The 25,961-nt window shown below is 69.7% G+C and carries 23 protein-coding genes and 1 pseudogene; 15 read left to right on the top strand and 9 right to left on the bottom strand.

What is annotated here, in order from left to right:
* Positions 1-774 precede the first annotated feature (774 nt).
* From ACZ6SA_RS29085 to ACZ6SA_RS29060, 6 genes are all read right to left on the bottom strand, one after another.
* On the bottom strand, positions 775-1,776 hold the full coding sequence (locus ACZ6SA_RS29085; RefSeq protein ID WP_347646917.1) for an iron-containing redox enzyme family protein: 1,002 nt from the start codon (positions 1,774-1,776) through the stop codon (positions 775-777).
* Between the two features lie 64 nt (positions 1,777-1,840).
* Positions 1,841-2,161: a nitrite reductase small subunit NirD gene (gene nirD / locus ACZ6SA_RS29080; protein ID WP_347646918.1), complete on the bottom strand. Its 321-nt coding sequence runs from the start codon at positions 2,159-2,161 to the stop codon at positions 1,841-1,843.
* The gene (gene nirB / locus ACZ6SA_RS29075) at positions 2,158-4,590 is read right to left on the bottom strand and encodes a nitrite reductase large subunit NirB (RefSeq protein WP_465831651.1); all 2,433 of its coding nucleotides are present in this window, start codon (positions 4,588-4,590) and stop codon (positions 2,158-2,160) included. Before nirB ends, nirD begins: the two co-directional genes overlap by 4 nt.
* Positions 4,587-5,981 carry an FAD-dependent oxidoreductase gene (locus ACZ6SA_RS29070; protein ID WP_465831649.1) on the bottom strand — a complete coding sequence of 465 codons (1,395 nt, stop codon included), beginning with the start codon at positions 5,979-5,981 and terminating at the stop codon, positions 4,587-4,589. The genes nirB and ACZ6SA_RS29070 overlap by 4 nt, the downstream gene beginning before the upstream one ends.
* Positions 5,978-8,002 (bottom strand): molybdopterin oxidoreductase family protein, encoded by a 2,025-nt coding sequence (locus ACZ6SA_RS29065; RefSeq protein WP_465831895.1) that lies wholly within the window; start codon positions 8,000-8,002, stop codon positions 5,978-5,980. The genes ACZ6SA_RS29070 and ACZ6SA_RS29065 overlap by 4 nt, the downstream gene beginning before the upstream one ends.
* 1 nt (position 8,003) lies before the next feature.
* Positions 8,004-9,314 carry an MFS transporter gene (locus tag ACZ6SA_RS29060; protein ID WP_347646922.1) on the bottom strand — a complete coding sequence of 437 codons (1,311 nt, stop codon included), beginning with the start codon at positions 9,312-9,314 and terminating at the stop codon, positions 8,004-8,006.
* Positions 9,315-9,517: 203 nt separating this feature from the next.
* On the opposite strand from ACZ6SA_RS29060, the gene ACZ6SA_RS29055 reads away from it, so the two are divergent.
* Complete coding sequence (locus ACZ6SA_RS29055) at positions 9,518-9,805, top strand: hypothetical protein (RefSeq protein WP_347646923.1); 288 nt, start codon at positions 9,518-9,520, stop codon at positions 9,803-9,805.
* Positions 9,806-9,940: 135 nt separating this feature from the next.
* Here ACZ6SA_RS29055 and ACZ6SA_RS29050 read toward each other — a convergent pair whose 3' ends face one another.
* On the bottom strand, positions 9,941-10,417 hold the full coding sequence (locus ACZ6SA_RS29050) for a GNAT family N-acetyltransferase (RefSeq protein ID WP_465831646.1): 477 nt from the start codon (positions 10,415-10,417) through the stop codon (positions 9,941-9,943).
* Positions 10,418-10,513: 96 nt separating this feature from the next.
* Between ACZ6SA_RS29050 and ACZ6SA_RS29045 the strand changes: the two genes are divergently transcribed.
* Both ACZ6SA_RS29045 and ACZ6SA_RS29040 read left to right on the top strand, forming a co-directional pair.
* Positions 10,514-11,491, top strand: coding sequence for an aldo/keto reductase (locus ACZ6SA_RS29045; protein ID WP_465831644.1), 978 nt, complete (start codon positions 10,514-10,516; stop codon positions 11,489-11,491).
* 75 nt (positions 11,492-11,566) lie between these two features.
* A complete protein-coding gene (locus ACZ6SA_RS29040) occupies positions 11,567-11,749 on the top strand; it encodes a hypothetical protein (RefSeq protein WP_465831642.1) in 183 nt (60 codons plus the stop codon).
* Positions 11,750-11,901: 152 nt separating this feature from the next.
* Here ACZ6SA_RS29040 and ACZ6SA_RS29035 read toward each other — a convergent pair whose 3' ends face one another.
* Together ACZ6SA_RS29035 and ACZ6SA_RS29030 are read right to left on the bottom strand one after the other, a co-directional pair.
* Positions 11,902-12,384, bottom strand: a complete 483-nt coding sequence (locus tag ACZ6SA_RS29035; protein WP_465831640.1) for a hypothetical protein — start codon at positions 12,382-12,384, stop codon at positions 11,902-11,904.
* Positions 12,385-12,746: 362 nt separating this feature from the next.
* The gene (locus ACZ6SA_RS29030) at positions 12,747-14,978 is read right to left on the bottom strand and encodes an ATP-binding cassette domain-containing protein (protein ID WP_465831638.1); all 2,232 of its coding nucleotides are present in this window, start codon (positions 14,976-14,978) and stop codon (positions 12,747-12,749) included.
* A 63-nt stretch (positions 14,979-15,041) separates the two neighbouring features.
* Here ACZ6SA_RS29030 and ACZ6SA_RS29025 point away from each other — a divergent pair, with 63 nt between their 5' ends.
* The 12 genes and pseudogenes from ACZ6SA_RS29025 to ACZ6SA_RS28970 all read left to right on the top strand — a co-directional run bounded on the left by ACZ6SA_RS29025 (position 15,042) and on the right by ACZ6SA_RS28970 (position 25,763).
* Positions 15,042-16,127: a helix-turn-helix transcriptional regulator gene (locus ACZ6SA_RS29025; protein ID WP_465831636.1), complete on the top strand. Its 1,086-nt coding sequence runs from the start codon at positions 15,042-15,044 to the stop codon at positions 16,125-16,127.
* 43 nt (positions 16,128-16,170) lie between these two features.
* Positions 16,171-16,896 (top strand): AAA family ATPase, encoded by a 726-nt coding sequence (locus tag ACZ6SA_RS29020; protein ID WP_347646997.1) that lies wholly within the window; start codon positions 16,171-16,173, stop codon positions 16,894-16,896.
* Positions 16,897-17,325: 429 nt separating this feature from the next.
* Positions 17,326-18,732 carry a glycoside hydrolase family 28 protein gene (locus tag ACZ6SA_RS29015; RefSeq protein WP_465831634.1) on the top strand — a complete coding sequence of 469 codons (1,407 nt, stop codon included), beginning with the start codon at positions 17,326-17,328 and terminating at the stop codon, positions 18,730-18,732.
* A gap of 45 nt (positions 18,733-18,777) precedes the next feature.
* A complete protein-coding gene (locus ACZ6SA_RS29010) occupies positions 18,778-20,241 on the top strand; it encodes a hypothetical protein (protein ID WP_465831632.1) in 1,464 nt (487 codons plus the stop codon).
* Positions 20,242-20,316: 75 nt separating this feature from the next.
* Positions 20,317-20,655, top strand: a complete 339-nt coding sequence (locus ACZ6SA_RS29005) for a VOC family protein (protein WP_347646932.1) — start codon at positions 20,317-20,319, stop codon at positions 20,653-20,655.
* A 192-nt stretch (positions 20,656-20,847) separates the two neighbouring features.
* A complete protein-coding gene (locus tag ACZ6SA_RS29000) occupies positions 20,848-21,375 on the top strand; it encodes a GNAT family N-acetyltransferase (protein WP_347646933.1) in 528 nt (175 codons plus the stop codon).
* A gap of 516 nt (positions 21,376-21,891) precedes the next feature.
* On the top strand, positions 21,892-22,242 hold the full coding sequence (locus ACZ6SA_RS28995; protein ID WP_347646934.1) for a DUF1330 domain-containing protein: 351 nt from the start codon (positions 21,892-21,894) through the stop codon (positions 22,240-22,242).
* Between the two features lie 193 nt (positions 22,243-22,435).
* A pseudogene (locus ACZ6SA_RS28990) lies at positions 22,436-23,210 on the top strand (transposase family protein).
* 110 nt (positions 23,211-23,320) lie between these two features.
* Positions 23,321-23,830: an amidase domain-containing protein gene (locus ACZ6SA_RS28985; protein WP_347646935.1), complete on the top strand. Its 510-nt coding sequence runs from the start codon at positions 23,321-23,323 to the stop codon at positions 23,828-23,830.
* 10 nt (positions 23,831-23,840) lie between these two features.
* Entirely contained in the window at positions 23,841-24,287 is a 447-nt protein-coding gene (locus ACZ6SA_RS28980; protein WP_347646936.1) for a hypothetical protein, read from the top strand.
* A gap of 136 nt (positions 24,288-24,423) precedes the next feature.
* Positions 24,424-24,549, top strand: a complete 126-nt coding sequence (locus ACZ6SA_RS28975) for a hypothetical protein (protein WP_347646937.1) — start codon at positions 24,424-24,426, stop codon at positions 24,547-24,549.
* Positions 24,550-24,908: 359 nt separating this feature from the next.
* Positions 24,909-25,763 carry a hypothetical protein gene (locus ACZ6SA_RS28970; RefSeq protein WP_347646938.1) on the top strand — a complete coding sequence of 285 codons (855 nt, stop codon included), beginning with the start codon at positions 24,909-24,911 and terminating at the stop codon, positions 25,761-25,763.
* Positions 25,764-25,961 lie beyond the last annotated feature (198 nt).

The following is a 25,961-nucleotide window of genomic DNA, read 5'->3' as shown; positions in this document are numbered from 1 at the left end:
CAGTCAGCACAGTCAGCGCGGCCGGCACAGTCGGCCCGGCCGGCGCCGGCAGCCCACGTGGCCGCCGGAGGGCCAGGGCCGCCAGCGCGGGCAACATCGGCAGGAACGCGGCCATCCGCACCGGTTGTGCCAGGTCGTCGTAGGCCTGCCGGACGCGCTGCGACCAGAACCTGCGCGCGTTACACGGGAGGCGGCGGACGTACAGGCCGGGCGCGTGCAGCTCGCGGCCGCCGTGGGCGCGCACGGTGCGGATAAGCTCCAGGTTCTCGAACAGGACGTCGCCGTCGTAACCGCCCATACGCACGAAGAAGCCGCGCCGCACGCCGAAGGTGCCCGGGTAGTCGGCGCCGAAGGCGCGGTTGAGCAGCGTACGGGCGGTGTCCCAGCGGGCGTGCCAGGGCAGCGGGTCGAAGTAGTTCTGCGGCCTCACCAGGTCGGCGCGGGCCAGCAGGTCGTGGACCGCGGTCAGGGCGGGGAGGTCGTAGCGCACGTCGTCGTCGGCGATCACCACGCGGTCGCCCGTGGCCAGCAGCAGCCCGGTCGTGACGCCCGCGACCTTGCCGTTGGCGTAGCGCAGGCCGGCCGCCGGTCGCGCGTGCCGGACCAGGCCGCGCCACCGGGCGGCGTGGCGGGCGAAGAGATCGTCGCGGCTGCCGTCCACGACGATCACCCGCGCGTGCCGGGAGAGCCGGGCCAGGTAGCCGGTCAGCTCACCGAGCCCCTGGTCGTCGTCCCAGCGCAGCGGGAGCACGTAGTCGAGGTCGAGCGCGGTACTCACGCCGGGACCCGTTCGTCGAGCAACGAGCCGGCCCCGCGCCGCCAGCGGCCCATCACGTGCTCGGCCCACCGCCGTTCGAGCTCCAGCGCGCACGCGGCCCCGTACAGGATGTCGCCCGCCAGCTCGGGGTGGGCGGCCGCGAAGCCGCCGCACATGTCGTGGGCCGCGATCTGCTCGTGCACGGCGTCGGCCTGCACGTGCTCGTCGTAGAAGCGGGCGGTCTCCTGGCCGGCGCCGAGCCGGCGCAGGCCCGTGGCGCAGCGGCGGCTGGCCGGCGACGAGGTCATCTCGATCGCCGCCAGGTGGCCGAGCAGCGCCCCGCGCAACCTCCTGTGCAGCCCGAACAGCGACATCACGTTGGACAGGGCCAGCGTCACGCCGGGGACGCGGTGCAGGTAGGCGCCGTAGGAGTCGTCGAGGCCGAGGCCCCGCAGGGTGGCGCGGAACAGTTCGGCGTGCATGCGCTCGCGCCTGCCGCCGCCGTACTCGTCGGCCTGGATCTCCACCAGGGCCGCCTTGGGCCCGCCGCTGAGCCGCGGGATGCCCCAGGTGTGCGGGTCGGCCTCCTTCAGATGGTAGATCGACCTGTGGACGACGAACTCGCGGAAGGTCGGAAGGTCCGCGTCGCGCTGCAGGAACGCGGCCACCGACGGCCCGCCGTCAGAGCCGCCGTCAGAGGAGGTCAGCGCGGTCAGCGCCTGGCGCACCTCGCGCGGCGGAACCGGCGCAGGGCCCGGCACGGCGGCTCGCAGCGCCTCCTCGAACCGCCGCTCCAGCCCTGCCCTGAACCCCAGCAGCCCCGGGTCCCACTCCCACCGGTCGTCGACCTCGTCGAACCCCTGGTAGTGGAGTTCGTAGCAGGCGAACAGGGCGAGCTGGAGATCGTCGTCGTCCAGCCCGCCGGTCGCGCGCGCGTCAGGGAACGGCGCCCCGGGCGGGCCGGCGAGCCGGTCGAACAGCAGCGACGTGATCAGGCCACGCGCAGGCGGCAACCGCATCAGGCACCCCCGCATTCCCCGTACTCCCGCAGTTCAAGCAGGTGGCTGCCCGTGACCGGGACCCCTAAACGCTGACCTCCACGCTCCCGCCGGCCACCCGTACGGGATAGACCGGCACCGTCACCGCGTCCTCGTCCAGGCAGCGCCCCGACACCAGGCTGAACACCTGCTTGTGCAGCGGCGAGGCGACGGTCGGCTCGCCCTTCCTGGTGCCGACGATGCCGCGGGAGAGCACGTACGCCCCGCTGAACGGGTCGCGGTTGGCCAGCGCGTGCAGGGCGCCGTCGTAGGTGCGGAAGACGGCCACCTGCACGTCACCGACCAGGGCGCAGACGCCGCGTTCCGGCAGCAGGGCGTCGAAGTCGCAGACCGGCGTCCAGCTCATCGCGCCATCACCGGCCTGATCTGGCCGCGCTCGCTGCCGAACACGATCGACGGGTCGGGGACGCCGGGCGCGTTGACGAAGCTGACGAACCTGCTGAGCTTGTCCGGGTCGTCCAGCGTGGCCTGCCACTCGTCGGCGTACGTGGCGATGTGGTGCTCCATCTGCGCGTCGAGGTCGGCGCAGAGGCCGAGCGAGTCTTCCATGATCACCTCACGGAGGTAGTCGAGACCGCCGTCCAGCGACTCGATCCAGGCGGCGGTGCGTTGCAGCCGGTCGGCGGTGCGGATGTAGAACATGAGGTAACGGTCGATGGTCCTGATCAGCTCGTCGGTGCTCAGGTCCTTGGCGAGCAGGTCGGCGTGGCGGGGCCGGAAGCCGCCGTTGCCGCCGACGTAGAGGTTCCAGCCCTGCTCGGTGGCGATGACGCCGAAGTCCTTCGACCTGGCCTCTGCGCATTCGCGGGCGCAGCCGGAGACGGCCGACTTGATCTTGTGCGGGGAGCGCAGCCCGCGGTAGCGCAGCTCCAGGGCGATGGCCATGCCGACGGAGTCCTGCACGCCGTAGCGGCACCAGGTCGAGCCCACGCACGACTTCACGGTGCGCAGCGCCTTGCCGTACGCGTGGCCCGACTCGAACCCGGCGTCGACCAGCCGCCGCCAGATCTCCGGCAGCTGCTCGACCCTGGCTCCGAACAGGTCGATGCGCTGCCCGCCGGTGATCTTGGTGTAGAGGCCGAAGTCGCGGGCCACCTCGCCGATGACGATCAGCTTGTCCGGCGTGATCTCACCGCCCGGGATGCGGGGCACGACCGAGTACGTGCCGTTCTTCTGGATGTTGGCGAGGAAGGCGTCGTTGGTGTCCTGCAGGGCGGCCCGCTCGCCCTCCAGGACGTGCCCGTTGTGCAGCGAGGCGAGGATCGAGGCCACGGCCGGCTTGCAGATGTCGCAGCCCCTGCCCTGCCCGTGCTCGGTGATGAGCTGGGAGAACGTGCTGACCTCGCGCACCCGTACGATGTCGAACAGCTCGGCCCGCGAATACGTGAAGTGCTCGCACAGGCTCTTGCTGACCTCGACGCCCGACTTCTCCAGCAGCTGCTTGAGCATCGGCACGCAGCTGCCGCAGGTCGTGCCGGCCCGGGTGCACGCCTTGACGCCGGCCACGTCGGTGGCGCCGCCCTCGGCGATGGCGGTGCGGACGTCGCCCGCGCACACGTTGTTGCACGAGCAGACCTGCGCGTCGTCGGGCAGGTCCAGGTTCGCCGCCCCCGACCCGGTGAACAGCAGGTCGGACGGCGAGGCGGGCAGCGGCTTGCCGACGAACGGCCGCAGCGTCGTGTACGGCGAGGCGTCGCCCACGCAGATGCCGCCGAGCAGCGTCCGGGCGTCGTCGCTGATGAACAGCTTCTTGTAGACGCCGGCCACCGGGTCCATGTAGGTGACGTCGAGGGCGCCGTCCATCGCCCCGAACTGCGCCACCTCGACGCCCAGCAGCTTGAGCCTGGCCGACAGGTCTGCGCCCTCGAACGCCGCCCGGCCGCCCATGATCTGCTCGGCCGCCACCTCAGCCATCGTGTTGCACGGCCCGACGAGCCCGTAGATCATGCCCCCGGCCAGGGCGCATTCCCCGACGGCGTAGATGGAGGGGTCGGAGGTGCGCATCGCGGAGTCGACCACGATGCCGCCGCGCTCGCCCACGGCCAGCCCGGCCGACCTGGCCAGCTCGTCGCGCGGCCTGATGCCCGCGGAGAACACCACGATCTGCGCGTCCACCAGCGTTCCGTCGGGCTTGCGCAGCCCGGTGACCCGGCCCTCGCCGTCGGCGACGATCTCCTGGACGCCCGCGCCGGCGTGCACGCTCAGCCCGAGCTGCTCGATGTGGGACTTCAGTACCGAGCCGCCGCCCTCGTCCACCTGCCGGGGCATCAGCCAGGGGCTCATCTCGACGATGTGCGCCTTCAGCCCGAGCGCCCGCAGCGCGTCGGCGGCCTCCAGCCCGAGCAGGCCGCCGCCGACCACGACGCCCTCCGCGGCGTCCTTGGCGGCCACCCTGATGGCGTCGAGGTCCTCGATGGTGCGGTAGACGAAGGCGTGCCCGGCCCCCGGCACCGGCGGCACGAACGGCGCCGATCCCGTGGCCAGCACGAGCACGTCGTACGGCTCGGCGCCGCCGCCCTCGGTGACGACGTGCCCGGCCTGCCGGTCGATCGCGGTGACACGGGTGTTCAGCCTGGTCACGACCCCGCCGGGAACGGGATAGGTGAGGTCCTCCGCGGTGGTGCCCGACAGGTATGAGGTCAGCGCCACCCGGTCGTAGGCCGGGCGCGGCTCCTCCCCGATCACGGTGATCCGGCCGTCGAAGCCCTTGGCCGCGAGCGTCTCCACGAACCGGTGCGCGGCCGGCCCGTACCCCACGACGACGATCCTGTTCATACCGAAACCCCTTCCTGCTCGCACAGCCAGCCGACGATGCCCTCCACGGCGTCGCGGCAGGTGCCGCACCCGGTCGTGGCCCGGGTCGCGGCCGCCACCGCGGCCACGTCCCGCGCTCCCGCCTCCCAGCACGCCCTGATCTCGCCCTTCGTCACGTTGTTGCACTGGCAGACCCTGGCCGCGTCCGGCATCAGCGTCGGGCTGTCGGCGACCGGCGTCGCCGCCGCCCCCGGGAACAGCAGGCCGGCCCGGTCGCCGGGCAGCGGCCCGCCGCGGTCGAAGAGCTGGGTGAGCGTGCCGACGACGTCGCTCTCGCCCAGCAGGATCGCGCCGACCAGCCGGCCGTCACGGATGACGAGCTTGCGGTAGGTGCCGCGGGCCCGGTGGCTGAACCGCACCACCTCGGCGTGCTCCTCGCCGAGCTGGGTCTCGCCCATCGCGGCCAGCTCGACGCTCCTCGCCTTGAGGCGGGTGACCAGCCGGGAACCGCGGTAGCGGGCCTTGCCGCCGGTGATGACGTCCGCGGCCACGGCGGCCTGCTCCCATGCGGGCGCGACCAGGCCGTAGACGGTGCCGTCGTGCTCGGCGCACTCGCCGATGGCGAAGATCGACGGGTCGTCCGTGCGCAGCTCGTCGTCCACCACCACACCGCGCCGCACCCGCAGGCCCGCCTCCGCGGCCGGCCCGGTCACCGGGCGCACGCCGCAGGCCAGCACGACCAGGTCGGCCGCGACCAGCTCGCCGCCGGCCAGCAGGACGCCGTCCTCGCGCACCGCCTCGGCGCTGACCCCGGTGCGGATCTCCACGCCCAGCCCGGCCAGCGTCTCGCCGAGCACCTCACCGGCCTCCACGTCGAGCTGGCGCTCCATGAGGTGCCCGGCCAGGTGCAGCAGCGTCACCGGCAGGCCCCGCCCGGCCAGGCCGCGGGCGGCCTCGACGCCGAGCAGGCCGCCGCCGACGACCACGGCCCTGCGGGCGTGCCCGGCGGCGGCCATGATGCGCTCGCAGTCGCCGAGCGTGCGGAACGGGATGGCCCGCTCCACGCCGGGGACGGGCGGCACGACGGCGTCGCTGCCGGTGGCGAGGACCAGCACGTCGTACGGCTCGCGCCGCCCGCCGTCCGTCACGACGTACCCGGCCTGCCGGTCGATGCGGGTGACCGTGCTGCCGAAGACCGCCTCCACGTCGTGCGCGTCGTACCAGGAGGAGTCCACCAGCCGCACCTGTTCCGGGCGCGAGCTGCCGGCCAGCACGTTGGACAGCAGCACCCGGTTGTACGGCCGGCACGACTCCGCGCCGAAAACGGTGATCCTCATGTGGGGGTCTCGGGCGCGCACCTCGCTGACCAGCCGCGACCCGGCCATCCCGTTGCCCACGACGACGAGTCTCATGAGTCCCTCTCCACTCTGACCGCGCAGACCTTGAACTCCGGCATCCCGGACACCGGATCGAGGGCCGGGTTGGTCAGCCGGTTGGCGCCCTCCCAGTGGAAGGGCATGAACACGGTGTCGCTCCTGATGGCCTCGCTGATCCTAGCCACGGCCTTGGTCTCGCCCCGGCGGCTGCTGATCCGCACGACGTCCCCCTGCGCGATGCCGAGCTGCTCGGCCAGGTCGGGATGGAGCTCGGCGAACGGCTCGGGAGCGGCCTGCACGAGCGGCGCGATCCTGCGCGTCTGCGCGCCGCTCTGGTACTGGGCCAGCACCCGGCCGGTGGTCAGGTAGACGGGATGGTCCTCGTCGGTCTCCTCGGCCGGCGGCCGGTGCTGGACGGGCACGAACCTGGCCCGGCCGTCCGGCGTGGCGAAGGAGTCGAGGAACGGCCTCGGCGTGCCCGGATGCCCCTCCGACGGGCACGGCCAGAACACGCCCGTCTCGGCGGCGATGCGCTCGTAGGTGATGCCGGAATAGTCGGCGAGCCCGCCTGCGCTGGCCCGGCGCAGCTCGTCGAACACGGCGGCCGGCTCGTTGTCGAAGCGGTGGCCCAGCCGCGCGGCCAGCCCGGCGATGACGTCCAGGTCGCTCCGGACGCCCGCGGGCGGGTCGACGGCGCGGCGGCGCAGCAGCACGCGGCCTTCGAGGTTCGTCATGGTGCCGCTCTCCTCGGCCCACTGCGTGACAGGGAACACCACGTCCGCCAGCACCGCCGTCTCGGACATGACGACGTCGCAGGCCACGAGCAGGTCGAGCGCGCCGATGCGCTCGGCCACGCGCTCGGCGGCGGGCGCCGAGATGACCGGGTTGGAGCCGAACAGCAGCAGCGCGCGCGGCCCTTCCGGCGTGCCGAGCGCGTCCAGCAGCTCGTACGCCGGCCGTCCCGGCCCGGGAAGGTCGCCGGGGCGCACCCTCCACACCGCGGCGACGTGCTCGCGGGCGGCCGGGTCGTCGATCCTGCGGTAACCGGGGAGCTGGTCGGCCTTCTGCCCGTGCTCCCGCCCGCCCTGCCCGTTGCCCTGCCCGGTCACGCACCCGTACCCGGAGCCGTACGTGCCGGGCAGGCCCAGCGCCAGCGCCAGGTTGATGAACGCGCTCACCGTGTCGGTGCCCTTGGCGTGCTGCTCGGCGCCGCGCCCGGTCAGGACGTAGGCGTTGCCGGCGGCCGCCAGCGCCCTGACCGCCTGCCGCATCTGGTGAACCGGCACCCCGGTGATCCGCTCGACCCGCTCGGGCCACCAGCCGGCCAGCGACGTGCGCACCTCCTCGAACCCCGCGGTCCGCGCGGCGACGTACGTCTCGTCCACGAGCTCGTCGGCGATGGCCAGATGCGACATCCCCAGGGCGAGCGCCAGGTCGGTGCCGGGCGCGGGCTGCAGGTGCAGCCAGGCCTCCTTGGCGGTCCTGGTCCGCCGCGGGTCGATGACGATCAGCCGCGCCCCTGACAGGTGCCGCAGGAACGGCGGCATGGTCTCGGCCACGTTCACCCCGGCCAGCAGCACCACGTCGGCCCCGGCCAGGTCGGTGATCGGGAACGGCATCCCCCGGTCCATGCCGAACGCCCTCGTCGAGGCGGCCGCCGCCGAGGACATGCAGAAGCGGCCGTTGTAGTCGATCTGGCTGGTGCCGAGCGCGACCCTGGCGAACTTGCCCAGCGCGTACGCCTTCTCGTTGGTCAGGCCGCCGCCGCCGAACACGGCCACGGCGTCGGGGCCGTGTTCGGCACGCAGGGCGGACAGCCGCGCGGCCACGTAGTCGAGCGCCGTCTCCCATGCGACGGGCTCGCCGTACAGGAGCGGGGCGGTCAGGCGCTCGCCGTTGGTGAGCAGCTCGCCCGCCGTCCACCCCTTCTGGCACAGCGCCCCCGAGGCGTTGGCCGGGATGTCGGTCCTGGGGGTGATGGCCAGGCCTCCGCCCGTTCCTGGGCCGATTGCCATGCCGCACTGCAACGCGCAGTACGGGCAGTGCGTCCTCGTCACGTCAGACCCGGGCATGGGCGAGGCTCGCGATCACGGAGACGCCGACCTTGCGCGTGTAGCACCACCAGGTCAGCGCGGCGCAGGACACGTAGAAGGCGCCGAAGGCGAGGAACGCGGGGCCGGGCGTGCCGGCCGCGGCGAACGACATCCCGAACGCCCGGTTGATCAGGAACCCGCCGAGCGCTCCGACGGCCGAGATGATGCCGATGGCGGCGGAGGCCTGGCGCTTGCCGTACAGCAGGGCCTGCTCGCTCTCGCCGCGCTCGGCCACGGCCTTGGCCTGGAAGATGGCCGGGATCATGCGGTACGTGGAGCCGTTGCCGATGCCGGAGGTGAGGAACAACGTCTGGAAGGCCAGGAAGAACAGCCAGAAGTCGCCGGAGGTGCCGGCCAGCCACACCAGCAGCACGCCGCCGCCCATCGCGGCGAAGTTCCACAACGTGACGGGCGCTCCGCCGAACCGGTCGGCCAGCCAGCCGCCCGCCGGCCTGACCAGCGAGCCGATCAGCGGCCCGATGAAGGCCACCGCGGCGTACGGGGCGCCGGCGAACAGGTTCGCGCTCAGCAGCGGGAAGGCCGTGGCGTAGCCGATGAACGAGCCGAAGGTGCCGATGTACAGGAACGACATGATCCAGGTCTGTGCCCTGCCGGCGACGGCGAGCTGCTCGCGCGGCTCGGCCCTGGCGCTGGTGAGGTTGTCCATGAAGAACCAGGCGCAGGCGGCCGACACGACGATGAGCGGGATCCAGAACCACCCGGCGGCGGCCAGCCCGAGCGAGCCGATCACCAGCGGCATGACGAGCTGGACCGAGCTGACGCCGATGTTGCCCCCCGCCGCGTTCAGCCCGAGCGCGACGCCCTGCTTGTCGCGGGGAAAGAAGTAGGTGATGTTGGCCATGCTGGAGGCGAAGTTCCCGCCGCCGAACCCGGCCAGCGCCGCGATCACCAGGAAGAGCCAGTACGGCGTGCCCGGGTCGTTGACCGCCACGCCGAGCAGCGCGGCGGGGATGAGCAGCAGCAGGGCGCTGACCACGGTGAAGGTGCGCCCGCCGAACTTCGCGGGGCCGAACGTGTAGGGGACGCGCAACACCGAGCCGATCAGGTTGGGCAGCGCCACCAGCCAGAACAGCTGGTCGGTGGAGAACTCGTACGACCCCATCCGCGTGGCGACGATGCTCCACAACGTCCACACGGTGAAGCCGAGATGCTCGGCGACGATCGAGAAGATCAGGTTGCGCCGCGCGACCCGCCTGCCTGATCTCGCCCAGAAGGCTGGGTCATCGGGGTGCCAGTCGGCGATCCAGCGCGCCATCGACCTCTCCTACGCTCGGCGTCCGGGATCTCCAAGCTAGGAAGGGCGCGTTACGCACGTTGACGGTCCGTCGCCGTGCATGCGTTACGGGTGATTCACCTCGGTAACAAGCCACGCACATGTGTCACGGCGGAAACATGCTGGAAATGATCGCTTATCACGTGCCCCTCCGGGTAACAGCACTCCAGCAAGGGGGGAGAAACATGATCAAGAAGCTTCACCATATGGGGATCAAGTCGGGCCACATGTACACCGCGGGGATGGCGTCGATCGCCGTCTCCTTCGCGGCCTGGCTCATGTCGAAGAAGATGGAGGCGGCGGGCATCGACAGGGCCGACCGCTGGGGCATCTTCATCGGCGAGTGGGCGCCGTCGTTCTTCGCGCTGGGGGTGGCGCTCCGCATCGAGGAGACCCACCGCGAGCTCGAAGGGCCGGAGTCCGAGATGTACGAGCAGGCGGAGACTCGGGCCAGGACCCACGCCGGCGTGTGACGCGGAGGTCACGCAGGTCACATCACGCCCCGTGATCTGCGTGGCCGCGCGCCCCGGCCGGCCGAGCCGGTCACAGAGCCCGATCACCTGAGCCGCTCACCGGGACGGATCAGCAGAGCCGATCATGAGGGCCGATCATGAGGGCCGGTCGGCCAGGCGCCGCAGCGGAGCGTCGCTCAGGCGGTAGTGCGGCCACTCCTCCTGGCGCACCGCGCCGAGGTTCTCGTAGAAGCCGATGGCCGGCTCGTTCCAGTCGAGCACCGCCCATTCGAGCCGCTCGTATCCGCGTTCCGCGCAGATCCCGGCCAGCTCGCCCATCAGCGCCCGGCCGTAGCCGCCGCCGCGGTGCGCGGGGCGTACGTACAGGTCCTCCATGTAGATGCCGTGCACGCCCTTCCACGTCGAGAAGGTCAGGAACCACAGGGCGAACCCGGCCACGTCGCCATCGTGCTCGGCGATGTGGGCGAACACGGCGGGCGAGGCGCCGAACAGCGCCGTACGCAACTGCTCCTCGGTCACCCGCACCTCGTGCTCGGCCTTCTCGTACGTGGCCAGTTCGCGGATCAGCATGGCGATGACGGGCACGTCAGAGGGCGTGGCGGGGCGAATCATGGCATTCAGCGTAGCGGGGGGCATGGGCGTCCCGTCCCGCCGGGTGGCCGCCATACGGGACACTGGATCCCAGGCATCCGTAACGGAGGACGGTTCATGGAACACCGCGTGTTGGGACGTACCGGTCGGCAGGTCGGCGTGGTCGGCCTCGGCGCATGGCAGCTCGGCGCCGACTGGGGCGAGGTCAGCGAGGAGGAGGCCCGCGCGACCCTGGAGGCGGCCGTGGACAGCGGGGTCACGTTCATCGACACCGCGGACGTCTACGGCGACGGGCGCAGCGAGCAGATCATCGGCCGCTTCGTCAAGGATCGTCCTGGCCTGACCGTGGCCACCAAGATGGGGCGGCGGGTGGAGCAGATCCCCGCCAACTACGTGATGTCCAACTTCCGCGCCTGGAACGAACGCTCCCGCCGCAACCTCGGCGTCGACACGCTCGACCTGGTGCAGCTGCACTGCCCGCCGACGCCCGTCTACTCGGTGGACGCCGTGTTCGACGCCCTCGACACGCTGGTGGCCGAGAAGAAGATCGCCGCGTACGGCGTGAGCGTGGAGACGTGCGAGGAAGCGCTGGCCGCGATCGCCAGGCCGGGCGTGGCGACGGTGCAGATCATCCTCAACGCCTTCCGGCTCAAGCCCCTGGAACGGGTCCTGCCCGCCGCCCGCGCGGCCGGAGTGGGGATCATCGCCCGTGTCCCGCTGGCCAGCGGCCTGCTGTCGGGCCGCTACGACGAGCACACCACCTTCTCCCCGGACGACCATCGCGCGTTCAACCGGCACGGGGAGGCGTTCGACGTCGGCGAGACCTTCTCGGGCGTCGACTTCGCCACCGGCCTGGAGGCGGTCCGCCTCCTGGCTCCGCTGGTGCCGCCGGGCGCGAGCATGGCCCAGTTCGCGCTCCGCTGGATCCTCGACCAGGAGGGCGTCTCGGTGGTCATCCCCGGCGCCCGCAACCCGGCCCAGGCCACCGCGAACGCCGCCGCCGCGGACCTGCCCCCGCTGGACGCCGCGACCCTGGCGGCCGTCCGCGCCGTCTACGACGACCTGATCCGCCCTCAGGTGCACCACCGCTGGTAGGACATCCGGTCCCGTCCCTGCCTGAACCCGCGCGCCCGGAAACTGTCGGTCCCGTCGGGCAGAATCGTCGGCATCATGACTCCTTTCAACGCCGTGCGATCGCCCGCGGGTGACATCGTGGTCTTCTATGTCGGCGCCGAGCCGCGCCTGACGGCCGAGCAGGCCCTCGCCTTCGCCGACCAGCTCCGTGCCCTGGCCGCCGAGCCCGATCCGGCGCCACCCTGCGCCCCCGGCCGGCGGCACCACGTGGCCGCATGACGTCCCGGTTTCACGCGAATGCGTCCGCAACGCCCATGACGTTGCGGACGATTCACCGCGGCGATTAGCGAACGCGACCGGTTGGCCGTTTGCCCTTCATAACCGATAAGAGCGCTTTCCAGATCCTCGGCAACCGCCGACGGACAGGCTTCCTAACTTTTGCTCCAGGGGTCCGGACTTTCCGGCAGTTCATCGTCCCGGTTATCGTCGGGCTGGGACGGACTCCGTACCGGATCGGAATGAGCGACCTGCCCGGAGACCCGCCCAGATTCCCTGACATGATCAGCGAGATCGCGGAACAATTGCCGGTTTTCCCTTTGGACGGCGTCCTGAGCCGCGGCCAGCCGGTCCCCCAGCTCCTCCTGAGCGGCCGCCATCTGCTTCGCCAGCTCTTCCTGAGCGACCGCCATCTGCCGCGACTGTTCCTTCTGGGCGATCGCCACCTGCTCCGCCTGGATCTCGTATGCGCGCTCCATACGCCTGCCGCCCTCGTCGAGGAGCGCGGCGAACCGCTCGAAGTCGAAGCCGGGTGTTGGCCCCGGTTCCGGTCGCTTCACCACCTCGTCCAGCAGTGAAGACAGAAGCGCACCGCACTGCTCGAGGCTGTCGTGATAGCCGTTGGCGAGGCTGGTCACGCTCTCGTCCCAACTGCCGTCACCGAAGTGACTTTGCAGCTCTTGCGCCCTCTGAACGCAAGCTCCGAGGGCTTGCATTTCTGATTGAATCCTGTCTTTACTCTCTACGCGATTGGGCATGGACTTCCTTCCCCCTGTGTCCAGGAATCAATGACCGGAGGCCGACCTCCCCACTATCGACGCAGACCGGAGCTTTCGAAAGCCTTGCTCCCGATATTTTCCAGGAGTTAGCTTGGCTGGTTCATCAGGAGCCACACACCGCCCCAGGATCAACTTGCGCCGAAATAACGGGCGGCGTACATCCCGCCTTCCTGCGGCGAACCCCTGAATTTGTGGGTGCACTTTCCGGAGATAGGGAATGTTCAGCCGAGGGCGCGGCCGGTGGGGGTGGTCCGGTCGGTGTGGTCGGCGACGCGGCCTTCGAAGAGGACGGTCCCGCCGTGCCTGCCGGGTCCCGGGCCGAGATCGATGAGCCAGTCGGCCTGGCGGATGACGTCGAGGTTGTGCTCGATGACGACGACGGTGTGGCCGTGTTCGACGAGGTCGCCGAGGACGTGCAGGAGCGTGTCGATGTCGTCCATGTGCAATCCGGTGGTGGGCTCGTCGAGCACGTAGACGGTGGGCTGCCCGGCTTCGCGGAGCTCCTTCGCGATCTTGACGCGCTGGCACTCCCCTCCTGACAGCGTGCTCAGCGACTGTCCCAGGCGCAGGTATCCCAGTCCGACGGCGGAGAGCTGCCGCAGGGCGCGGGCGATGCCCTGGTCGGGCAGCCGGGCGACGGCCTGGTCGACGGTGAGGTCGTCGACGTCGGCGATCGACAGTCCGTTCACGGTGTGGGCGAGGACCTCCGGGGTGAAGCGCCGGCCGTGACAGGTCCGGCAGCCGACCTCCTGGCCGTCCATGAAGGCGAGGTCGGTGTAGATGACGCCGAGCCCGCCGCAGTCGGGACAGGCGCCCTCGGAGTTGGCGCTGAACAGGGCGGCGGGGACGCCGTTGTGCCTGGCGAACAGCTTGCGGATGGCGGGTGCGACGCCGGTGTAGGTGATCGGGGTGGAGCGGCGGTTGGTGCTGACCGGCTTCTGGTCGATCACGACCGCGTCGTGCTGGGCCACCAGTTCCCCGGCGAGGCTGGACTTGCCCGAACCCGCGACGCCGGTGAGCACGGTGAGCACACCCGTGGGGAACCGCACGGTGAGGTTGCGCAGGTTGTTGCGGTTGGCGTCCGTGACGGTGAAGGAGCCCGTGGCGGGGCGGGGGGCGCGCTTGATCGGCTGCTGCCTGGCCAGGGCGCGGCCGGTCGGCGAGCCGCTCTCCCTGAGCCGGGCGTAGGTGCCCTGGAAGACGAGCCGCCCGCCCCCGTCGCCGGCACCGGGTCCGAGCTCGATGACCTGGTCCGCGTGGGCCATGACGGCGGGGTCGTGCTCGACGACGAGGACGGTGTTGCCGCTGTCGCGGAGCCGTTCCAGCATTCTGATCATCGACTCCACGTCGGTGGGGTGCAGTCCCACGCTCGGTTCGTCGACGACGTAGGTCATCTCGGTGAGGCTGGATCCAAGGTGCCTGACCATCTTGATGCGCTGCGACTCCCCGCCGGAGAGGGTCGTGGTCGCCCGGGAGAGCGTGAGGTAGCCGAGCCCGATCCTGATCATCCCCTCCAGCCGGGCGGTCAGTGCGTCCACGGCGGGCGCGACGCGGGCGGAGTCGATCGTACGGACGAGTCCGGCCAGTTTCGTGATCTCCATGCGGGCCATCTCACCGATCGTGTGACCGAGCACCGTGGCCGTCCGCGCGGCCTTGCCGAGCCGGTCGCCGCCGCACTCCGGGCAGGTCTCGGCGCGGGTGAAGCGGCGGATGGTCTCCTGTTTGCGCTCCGACAGGTTGTCGGACGTGTGCAGGTAGATCCGCTCGAACCGCTCGACGACGCCCTCGTAGCCTTTGGGGGGCTTGCGTCCTAGCTGCGCCGCCGCCTGACCGCCGTACAGCAGAGCCTCGCGTTCGGACGGGGTCCACCGGCGGAGCGGGGTGCCGGGGTCGAAGGATCCGATGTCGGCGTACTGGGCGTACCAGTAGCCGCCGTTGCCGAAGCCGGGCAGCAGGATCGCGCCCTCGGCGAGCGATCTGTCCAGGTCCAGGATACGTTCGACGGCGGTGACCACCACCTCCCCGAGGCCGGAGCAGGCGGGGCACATGCCGGCGGGCTCGTTGAAGGAGAAGTGGCTCGACTCGCCCACGTAGGGGTGGCTGAGACGGGAGAACAGCAGCCGCAGGTAGGTCCAGGCGTCGGTGATCGTGCCGACGGTCGAGCGCGCGTTGCCGCCGATCCGGCGCTGGTCGACGACGATCACGGGAGTCAGCCCCTCGATGTGCTCGACGTCGGGGCGGGTCCACTTCGGCAACCGGTTACGCGCGAACGGCGGGAACGTCTCGTTGATCTGGTAGCCGGCCTCGGCGGCGATCGTGTCGAACACCAGCGACGACTTGCCGGAACCTGACACCCCCGCGAAGACGACCAGCCGGTTACGCGGAACGTCGACGTCCACGTCGGCCAGGTTGTTGGTCCGGGCCCGGCGGATGATGATGCTGCGCTCACTCATGTCGGAGAGGCTACGAGCAGATGTGGCCACATTCTGACCGCGATCGGTGGAAGAATTCAGGCTATGGCGGACGTCACCCAACGCATGCTGGCCCTGCTGTCGACGTTGCAGACGGGCCGTTCGTTCACCGGCGATGAGCTGGCCCGGCGGCTGAGCGTCAGCCCGCGTACCCTGCGCCGGGACATCGACCGGCTCCGCGGATACGGCTATCCCGTCGACACCCAGCCCGGCCCCGGCGGCTACTACCGACTCGCCTCCGGCCGTACGATGCCGCCGCTCGTCCTGGACGACGACGAGGCGGTGGCCACCCTGCTGGCGCTGGCCTCCCTCGCCGCCGTCGAGCCATCCACCGGGCCATCCGTCGGGCCATCCACCGGGCCATCCACCGGGCCGTCCATCGGGGAAGGGATCGACGCCGCCGCGACCCGCGCGTACGGCAAGCTCGACCAGTTTCTCCCCGCCCGGTTGCGCCCTCATGTCGCCTCCATCCGCTCCAGCCTGGAGGCGAGCCCTCAACGCGCGCCGAGCGTCGCGGCCCGGCAGCTGGGCCTCGTCGGCGAAGCCATCGCGCACCGCGAGACGATGTCGTTCACCTACACCGACGCCCGCGGCGAACGCACGGAACGGCGTGTCGAGCCCTACCGGCAGGTTCACCACCTGCTGCGCTGGTATCTGCTGGCCTGGGACGTCGACCGTGCCGACTGGCGCGTGTTCCGCCTCGACCGGGTCACCGGCCCGTCCAGGACCGGCCACCGCTACACGCCGCGCCCGCTGCCGGCCGAGTCAGCGTCGGAATATCTGCGTCGAGGGCTCAACAGGAACAAGGAACGCGTCAGCGTCCTTGTCGAGGCGCCGGCGGCGGACGTCGTCGACGCCCTGAAATTCCAGGACGCCGAGATCCACTCCGTGGACGACACGCACACCCGGGTCAGCCTCGCGCTGGACTCCTGGCAGTGGCTGGTCCTCAACCTCGCGTTCCTGGAGGCCGGCTTCGAGATCGACGCGGCGCCGCACCTCCTGGAGGCCTGCCGCACCTTCGGCGAACGGCTCCTCGCCGCGGCGCCTGCCGGTCAGAGCGAGTCGCCCATGGTCGATGACCACGGACGTGCCGGAAGCCGCACGCGGCGCTCGGGCCCGTTAGCGTGGTGAGCCCAGCGACCCCGGAAGTGAGTGACCAGGAGGAGATGCGGTGATGCTGCTCACCCGGCTGAGCGTGCGCGGTCCGCTGACCGGCTGGCCCGCCGGTCTGCCGCCCGTCCGCCACCTGGGCGAGCACGGCCTGGAGCTCTCCGCACCGGTCACCTTCCTGGTGGGCGAGAACGGCTCGGGGAAGTCCACGATCATCGAGGCGATCGCCGACGCGTGCAAGGTCAACTCCGAAGGCGGCAAAGCCGGCACCCGTTACGCCAACACCGGCCCCGCCACCGCGCTCGGCGAGGCGCTCGACGCGTCGTTCACCGCTGAAGGGCTGCGGCTCACGCGCGGGCCCCGCCTCAAGCGCCGCTCGTTCTTCTTCCGCGCCGAGACCTTGATCAATCTCGGCCGCACCGTCTCCGGCCTGCCCGGCTACTGGACGGAGCACCCCGACCAGCAGTCCCACGGCGAAGGCTTTCTCACCGTGCTGGAAAGCATGGTGGCGGGCCCCGGGATCTACCTTATGGACGAGCCTGAGGCGGCCCTGTCGTTCATGTCGTGCCTGCGGCTCATGGGCCTGATGGACCGCGCTGCGGCCAAGGGCGCGCAGATCATCTGCGCCACCCACTCACCGATCCTCAGCGGGCTGCCCGGCGCGCAGATCCTCGAACTCAGCGACGACGGCATCCATCCGGTGGAGTGGGACAAGCTTCAGGTCGTCGACCATTTCCGCCGTTTTCTCGGCAAGCCGGACTTCTATCTCCGGTACGTCCTGGACGACTGACCGGTCGGAGCCGGGCGGGTGCCGGCTCGCGGGAGCCGTCACCCTGGGCCGCCCCGCCGAGCGTCGACGATGACCCGGGCCGGCCGGGGCACGCCTCGTACACCACTCTCCGTGCAGGTCCCAGCCCTCGGCAGGACGGGCGATAGCCGCGCCCGGCGTCAGGTACGCGCGGTCGAGTTCGTACGTCGCCCGCGTGCCGTCCTCCGCCGCGGGAGCGCCGACCTCCCGCGGCGGTGCCACGGGCCGCCTGTCGGACCATCTCCTGCCGGAGACAGCGCCGCCCTTCCACCATGCCCCGACCGTGGCAGGGCTCGCGTTCATGCAAACGGTTGCAGCCCTGATCCTGGACTGATGTGGCCCACACCCCTAGATCACTGCAACGGGTTGGCCTAGCATCCGGGGTGTCCCGAGCAGGCAGGGAGCCGCCCCATGTTGAGCCGCCGCAACGCCATGCGCGCCATGGCGATGTCCGCCCTCGCCGTCCCGATCCTCGACGCGCGCGCCGTACACGCCACGCCCGATCCGTGGGCGCGGGCGAACCACATCGTGGCCAGGGTGCGCGGGCCGAGATTCCCGCGACGCCGGTTCGACATCCGGGACTTCGGCGCGACCGGCGACGGGGTGACGGACTGCACGAAAGCCATCCGCTCCGCGATCAGGGCCTGCCACGCGGCGGGCGGCGGGCACGTGGACGTGCCGGAAGGGCGGTTCATGACCGGCGCGATCCACCTGCTGAGCAACGTCGACCTGCACGTCACCGCGGGCGCCAGGCTGCTGTTCAGCACCGACCCGAAGGCGTACCTCCCGCTGGTGCTGACCAGGTTCGAGGGCGTCGAACTCTACAACTACTCCCCGCTGATCTATGCCTACGGCCAGCGGAACATCGCGGTGACCGGGTCAGGCGTGCTCGACGGGCAGGCCGACCACGAGCACTGGTGGCCGTGGAAGGGGTCGGGCGACGACGGCTGGGAGCCGGGCGAGCCCCACCAGGCCGAGGCCAGGGCCGCGCTGTTCGCCCAGGCCGAGCAGGGCGTGCCGGTCACGCGGCGGAGATACGGCGAGGGCGGCTACCTGCGCCCGTCCTTCGTCCAGCCCTACCGGTGCGACAACGTGCTCGTCGAGGGCGTCACCATCGTCAACTCACCGATGTGGGAGATCCACCCCACGCTCTCGCAGAACGTTCTCGTGCAGAACGTCACGGTCGAGTCGCACGGCCCGAACAACGACGGTTGCAACCCCGAGTCGAGCCGGATGGTGGTGATCCGCGGCTGCACGTTCGACACCGGCGACGACTGCATCGCGATCAAGTCGGGACGCAACGCGGACGGCCGCCGCGTGAACGTGCCCAGCGAGCACATCGTCGTCGAGAACTGCACCTTCCGCGACGGTCACGGCGGCATGACGATCGGCAGCGAGATGTCCGGCGGCGTACGCGAGGTCTTCATCAGGGACTGCGCGATGTCCAGCCCCAACCTCGACATCGCCCTGCGCTTCAAGACGAACTCCGTACGCGGCGGGTTCATCGAGGGCTTCCACGCCAGGGACCTCGAGATCGGCCAGGTGGGCGGCTCGGTCATCGACATCAACTTCAACTACGAAGAGGGACCCGGCCACGGATTCAACCCCGAGGTGGGCGGGATCGACGTGCGGGACGTGACCGTACGGACCGCCAACCGGGCACTCAACCTGCGCGGTTACGCCGACGCCCCGATCCGCAGGGTCACGCTGACCGACGTGGACTTCGGCGCCACCGCGACGCCGATCGTCGTCGAGCACGTCGAGGACCTGGTGCTCAAGAACGTCACCGCCAACGGCGAGCCGCTGACCGTGCCCTGACCGCGGGACGGGAGGGCTCCGGCCGGCTCTCACTACCATTCCGCCATGATCTTCGAAACCACGCCCCTGGCGATCGCCGGGATGGTGACCGTACTCGGGATGTCCGCGTCACTGTCGGTGACGATGGCGATGTTGTCCGCGCCACGGTCCCGCCATGCGCGCATACACCGGGCCTACGTCCTCGGGGGCATGTTCGTGTCGTTCGTCGGCGTCTGGCTGATGGCATCCGGCGCGTGGTCGGCGCGTACGGACTCGCGCTACGGCCTCTTCGCACGGGCCGACTTCACCGCGGCGACTCTCATGGGCGCGGGCCTGGTTCTCATCGGGCTGGGCCCCTTCGCCTCGCGGCTGCTGGACGTGCTCGGCCGGTACGCGGAACGGCTGCCGCTGCCCGTTCGCCTGGCGGTCCGCGACCTGGCCGCTCGTCGCACGTCGACGGCTCCGGCGATCACGCTGACCGCGATGGCGACGGCGTTCGGAATCGCGTTGACGATCATCGCGGTCGGCGCGACGGCCCAGCTCAGGGCCGACTACCTCCCGCGAGCCCGGCCCGGCGCCCTCCTGGTGAGCCCTCTTTCGCCGGCGGACATGGACGCCGTACGCACGGCGATGCAGCGGGAGTTACCCGGCGTGCCATCAGCCGAGACGCAGCTCCCCCGTCCCCCTTCGCGTGTCGGCGCGCATGTCGACGGCCTCGACCGGCCGGAAGGGAGCGTCTACCCGGACGCGGTCATCGGCGACGAGGCGCTGCTGCGGTATCTCACGGGTGACCGGTCGACGCCGTACGACGAGGGCACGGCGGTGGTGGTCACCACCGCCGACGTGAAGGTCGGCTCGGTCACGATCAACATCGGCGATTCGCCGACGGTCAACACCCTTCCGGCCGTCGTCGCCAGGACCGCCGATCCGCACATGGAGACGATCTTCGTCCCGGCGAAGGTGATCCGGGACCTCGGCCATCAACTGGAACCCGGCGAGCTGATCGTCGATCCCTCCGTCCACCGCGTCTCGGCGAGCGAGAAGGAGCGGCTCGACGCCCGGCTGGGTGGCGTCGCGGAAACCTCTGTGGAACGGGGGTTCCAGCCCTGGACCGGCTGGACGGCCGTCGTCGCCGCGGTCCTTCTCGTCGCCCTCGGCAGCGCTCTGGCCGCCGGCGGAGGCGGGGCCACGAGCCCGCGGGCAGGCCGTGTTCTGGCGCGGGCAGGTGACGGCTCGGCCGCGGCGCTCCGGTGGTTCGGCGCCTGTCGCGCAGGACTGGGCGCGGCGTGCGGCACGGTGCTGGGCGCGGTCGCCGGGTGCCCCGTCGGGATGTTGCTGAGCTGGCCGTTGACGGCGGCGACCTCGTGGAATTCACCGCCACGAGTGCCCTTCCCCACCCCGTGGCCGGTGATCGCTGCGGTGGTCGCCGGGCTGCCGATCGTCGCCGCAGCTCTCGGCGCCCTCCTCGTACGCGAGCAGACCCGCGGCGCCCTCTCCGCGCCCGGCGCTCACCCCACGCGGATTCGTTGACTCGAGGACGTTTACCGATGAGTTCCGGTCACGGGAGTGGTCCAACGTCCGACACGATCGGAAGGAGTGGTCCACGTGGACCTGTACAGCGTCATGCCGGTGAGCGACCGTACGAAGTCGCTGGAATGGTTCGGGGTGTTCTTCGGCCGCCCCGCGGACGAGGTCATCGGCGAGGAATACCTGTGGCAGGTCGGCGAGAACGCGTGGGTCGTCGTCGACGACCGGGGCGCTGGAGCCGAGCGGGTGGGAAGAGCCATGATCACGCTCGGGGTGACCGGTCTCGACGACATCCTGGCCCGCCTCGCCACCCACGGCACCAGCCACGAACCGGTGGAGACCTACGGCAACGGCGTGCGCCATGTCGTCGTGCTGGACCCGGACGGAAACAGCCTGTCACTCGCCGAGGCGCCCTGATCGGGTGAAACCGCCCGGCGTGCTCCATTCCAGGTATGCCGGTACGGGTTTCTTCTGTTACCACCGCGACCGTCCTGACACCGCGACGAGCTAGTGGAGGACCGCTGGTCCTTCACGCGCCCATGAGGCGACGACGTCGCTGGGACGGATACCCGCTTGGCACCGCCCACCCTCGCGGGCATCATGGTCGCCATGCCGGAGTTCATCGAGCCGATCGGCAAGATGCTGACGTCGTTCCTGGCCGCGGTGGCGGAGTTCCGCGCCGACCCTGACTATCCGGTTCCCTGGTTCGTCGACGATGTCGACCCGCAGGCTCTGGTGGACCCGGCGGCCTTCGAGGCGTACACCGCGCGCTTGGTCGACGAGCGGAACTCATCGGGGGTGCGCCCCGGATTCGTACCGATGACCACCCTGTGGTGGGTCGACCGCGAGCAATTCCTCGGCAGATTGGCCATCCGTCACCGGCTCACCCCGGCGCTGGAGATGTTCGGCGGCCACATCGGCTATGACGTCCGCCCTGGCGCACGTCGCCAGGGTCACGCGACGGCCATGCTCGCCGCAGCGCTGCCGATCGCCCGGTCTCTAGGCATCTCTCAGGCTTTGGTCATGTGCGACAAGACCAATATTGCCTCGCAACGGGTCATCGAAGCCAACGGCGGACAACTGCTCGACATCACCGCGCAAAAGCGTCGCTACTGGGTCCCGACCACGAAATCTTGATCCTGCCACCGCCCCGAAAGGCACGGGGCTCGGCTTTGAGCGGTTCACTTCGCAGCTCCCACGACATGGGAACTCGGCGCCGCCGACGGTTACGCGGAACCCCGCGCCGTGACCGGCCCCCGGCCGCAGCGCGGCGCGGGGCGCCGCCCCTTGAGTCAAAAGAGAGCATTTCGCCAGGTCACCCGCTCCTTACCACCGCAGAGTCCGCGGACAACCCCATAAAGCTCGCACATTGAACCTTTTTCAGGCTCCTTAGTGTTGGCTCCGTGAATCCTTCGGGGGTTGACGTAGAGCTGAGTGCTGTGCGGACGCGAGAGGCCGGCGATGTCGCCATCCTGGGCAACCTCGCCGCCCACGGCATCGACCACCTTCAGGCGATCATCGAGAACCGGCTCAAACGAATGCCACAAGTCGGCCTGCGATGCCAGATCGCCTACCTGCCAGGTAATCGCCCTGCCTACGAAGGGCGTGTCAGGATCGGCAGCGCACCGAACACCACTTCACCGGGAGGACACCATGCCGGCTTACGTCATCGCCCACCTGCAGGAGGCAGCCCCGCACCCGGAGATTGCCGAGTACATCGAACGGCTCCCCACCACCTTCGAGCCGTACGGCGGCCGTTACCTCGTCCACGCCACCCAGCACGAGGTGAAGGAAGGCAACTGGCCCGGACATGTCGTGATGATCGGGTTCCCGGGGATCGCCGAGGCACGGGCGTGGTGGGATTCTCCCGCGTACCGGGAGATCGCGCCGCTGCGCTCGCGGCGCATCGAGGGCGACATCATCATGGTCGACGGCGTGCCCGAGAACTACATCCCAACGGCGGCCGTCACCGCCATACGGGAGGCGGCGGCCCTGCCCGCGTAGGTCAGCGTCCGGGATGACAATGGCTATCTCCACCTCAGCCGCTGACCCCCGAACGGCTTACGGGCGGGGCCACTTAGCGAGCGCCCCTGGTCACAGCATGATCGCGATGCCGGTGTTCGGCCGGTGACGTACAGAAGCTCCTGGTAGACGGGTTGATCACCACAACCCACACCGTCGCAACCAGGAGCTTCCGGTGCTTTTCTATCGTGCTGCCGTCGATTTGTCGCCTCAGACCCTGAACTACGTCGCCGGGATGATCCGGCGCCACCGTAAGGCGATCGGGTCGCTCCGGCGGCGGCTGAACCCCGGCCAGCAGGCGTTGCTGGTGCTGGTCTACCTGCGCAAAGGCGAGACGTTCAACGAACTCGGGGCCGGTTTCGGGGGTGTCCACGGCGACAGCCTGGCGTTATGTGGAGGAGACCGTGACGCTGCTGTCGGCGCGCTCGCCGGAGCTTGAGCAGGCCTTGCGGAAGGCCCAGCGGGACGGGCTGCACTACCTCGTCCTGGACGGCACGCTGATCCACACCGACCGGATCGCCGCCGATCGGCCGTATTTCTCCGGCAAGCATCGCGTGCACGGCATGAACGTGCAGGTCATCGCCTCGCCGGACGGGACGATCCTGTGGACCTCGGGAGCGCTGCCGGGCAAGGAACATGATCTGAGCGCCGCCCGGATGTGGGGCATCCTGCGCGCGCTGGAGAAGGCGGGCATCATCACCCTGGCCGACAAGGCCTATCAGGGCGCGGAAGGCCCGGTCGTCATCCCGTACAAGGGCAAGGGCAAGCCCGAGTCGCACAAGCAGGCCAACCGCTCCCACGCCCGCCTTCGCGGACCTGGTGAACGCGCGAACGCCCAGCTGAAGAGCTGGAAGATCCTCCGCAAGCTACGCTGCAGCCCTTCCAAGGCCGGTCACCTCTGCAAGGCCATCGCCGTCCTTAAGAATCACCGCGTCGCCCAGGCCGCCTGAGGATGAAATGGGTTCGTTGACACGACCTGCAAGCAGCACCGAGCCGGCACAAGTCCATCGCGCGGCCCGACAAACTCGCGCCGGGATACAGTTCGTCAGATGCGAAGCATTTGGCCTATGACTATACCGCCATAATCGACTACGCGTACCGTCACGTCTACAACTACAACCCCAATCACCGTACTTACGGCGGAGAAGTCGGCGACTGCACCAACTTCCTGTCACAAATCCTCAAAACCGGCGACTGGCAAGAACCCGGTGCATGGCCAGGAGAAGATCGCACAAGCCCCAAGGAATGGTTCTGCGGGGACCTAGTGGCGACCACAACTTATACGTGGGCAGCCGCACATAACTGGTTTCAGTTCGCCAGGGAGTGGTCCGGACGCGTCACTGGATTAACGAATGCCTGGCACGTGGGCATAGCGGACGTTCTTCAGATCGACAGCGACAGCAATGGCAGTATCAGCCACTCAATGAACGTTACCGACATCGGCATAGGCGGCGATGGCGTGGACGAGCTGTATATGACTTGTCACGGCGCGGACACCAAGGACAAGCCGCTTAGCAGCATTATCGCTGCTTACGGAGACGGCACGACCTACTACGCCCATCGGACGTAGAGTCCGAGATATGGACAAGCGCAACAAGGGCATCCGGTTGAGGATCGCCTCGGTCCTCAACGGATGCTTGGCCTTGATCGGCTGTGCCCCCCAGTCCGAGAGTGGCGCCTCCAGCCCTCGAATCGCCGTTGATCAATACATCCACGCGCTGAATCGCTCCGACGATCAGGCCATCGCGCGGCTTGCACCTCCAGGCAACGACGCATCCACCGATATACGGCAACGCGTCCACACCTACGGCGGCCGGAACATCCGGATCACGTCAATCGACATCCGGAGTGAGATCACGCCGAAGGCGGCCAAGGCTCAGGTGGTGGGAGTAGGTGCGAATGGCGCCTACAGCGAGACGCTGCACCTGTCCAGAGAAGGTGAACGCTGGTTCATCACGCTGGGAAGGAATCCCACTCTGCCCTCGAACCAGACGACAGCATCGACTGAACGCCCCACCAACTCCTAGTGAGTTGCGCTTTCCGCGGGACCTGCCGGCTCAGCATGGATCGGTCTTGCCACGGCAAGAATAGGCCACCCTGGGTTGAGGCGATCACACCATTATGCGGAGGCATTCCATCGCCGGCCCTCATGAGTAGCTGTCGATGCGTTCGGCGCCGGAGCGTCCGGCGATGGTGTGGCGGTTGCCGGTGCTGGCGGCGGCGATGGCTCCGCGCAGGGCAGTGCTCATGACGGCGGCGGACGATCAGATCATCCCGCGCGACCCCTGAGCACAGGACGGCGGAAGCCGACCGGAAGCGCCGACGCGAGGAACACCAAGATCACAAAGGCGGCTGAGAGCGAGATCCCCGCACCACCTGATGGCACGAAGCCCAAGATCGGCCAGTCGAGGAGCCAACCTGCACCTTCCCAAGGTCGTCCCCATCAACGCGGAAGCAGTCAGCCGAAGCTAATGGCACGCGAATGGCACACCCATACGGACACATGTCTTCCCACCTGGTGTCGGGCTGATCGCCGCCGAGAACCGAGGACCATCCGTTCGGGTGGCTCCCACGAGGCATCCATGGAAAGCCTTCTCCGGAGAGCGTGAAACCGTGAACCACTGATCGTTTCCGCCCGTCCTAGATGCATGAAAGGCATCTGGCTCTTAGCCGTGCTCGTGACGCTCGCCGCCTGTGGGCCGGCACCTGCGGCCACCGTTCCCACAATCCAGTACCAGGCCGACGGTACCGTGCTCGCCGACCAACAGCACGGCCCCCAACTCTGCGCCATCGTTGCTCAGTCCCTGCCGCCTCAATGCGGCGGGCCCGACATCATCGGATGGGACTGGAACGCGGTTGAGCACTCTGCCCGGAACGGCGTGCGCTGGGGCAGTTACCACGTAGTCGGCACCTGGGACGGTAAGAGGTTGAGGCTCACCGAGCCGCCGCGCCCCGCCGAGCACCACGATGCCCCGCGTAGCCGATCCGACCTCACCACACCCTGCCCCAAGCCAACAGGCGGCTGGCGCCCCGTCGCCCCCGCGAAGGCGACTCAGGAGGCGATGGCGGACGCGATCGCCAAGGCTCAGAAGCTTCCCGGGTACGCGGGCAGTTGGCTGGACCAGAGCTACCTCGAGGAGATCGAGGGCTATGACTCCCGTGACCGTAGATCTGTGGAGCGACACGCCAACGACCCCAAGCGACTGGTGCTGAACCTGCGCTTCACCGGTGACCCGAGCACCCGGGAGCCCGCGATCCGTGAGGTCTGGGGCGGTGCGCTGTGCCTGAGCCGTGCTCAGCGCACAGAGACGGAGTTGCGGGCGCTCCAAGAGAGAGCGCAGAAGGAAATAAAGGACACGTACTCGGCCTCGGTGGACGAGTGGGAAGGACACGTCAAGATCGCGGTCTGGGTGGTCACGCCGGAGCTGCAGCGCGAGGTCGATGCGAAGTACGGGCAGGGCTTGGTGGTCCTGGAGGGCTTCCTCAAGCAGGTGGGGTCTTGACGTACCGCGGCGTGGGCGCCCTGGCCCTGGTCCGCTTGGCTTGTCCTGGTCAAAAGCCACGGTGGCCGGGGAGCCAAGTACGTGTGATCGCAGGGTGAGACGAGAGGCGCGGTGATCCACGAGGCGGGAATCGTTCTCGCAGCCTCCAGCGCCATCACGGTCGTCGCCGCACTCATGCTTGCGGACGGATCAACGTGG

The organism is Nonomuraea sp. NPDC049378, from assembly GCF_055586745.1.
This window is presented reverse-complemented; position numbering and strand designations above follow the sequence as displayed.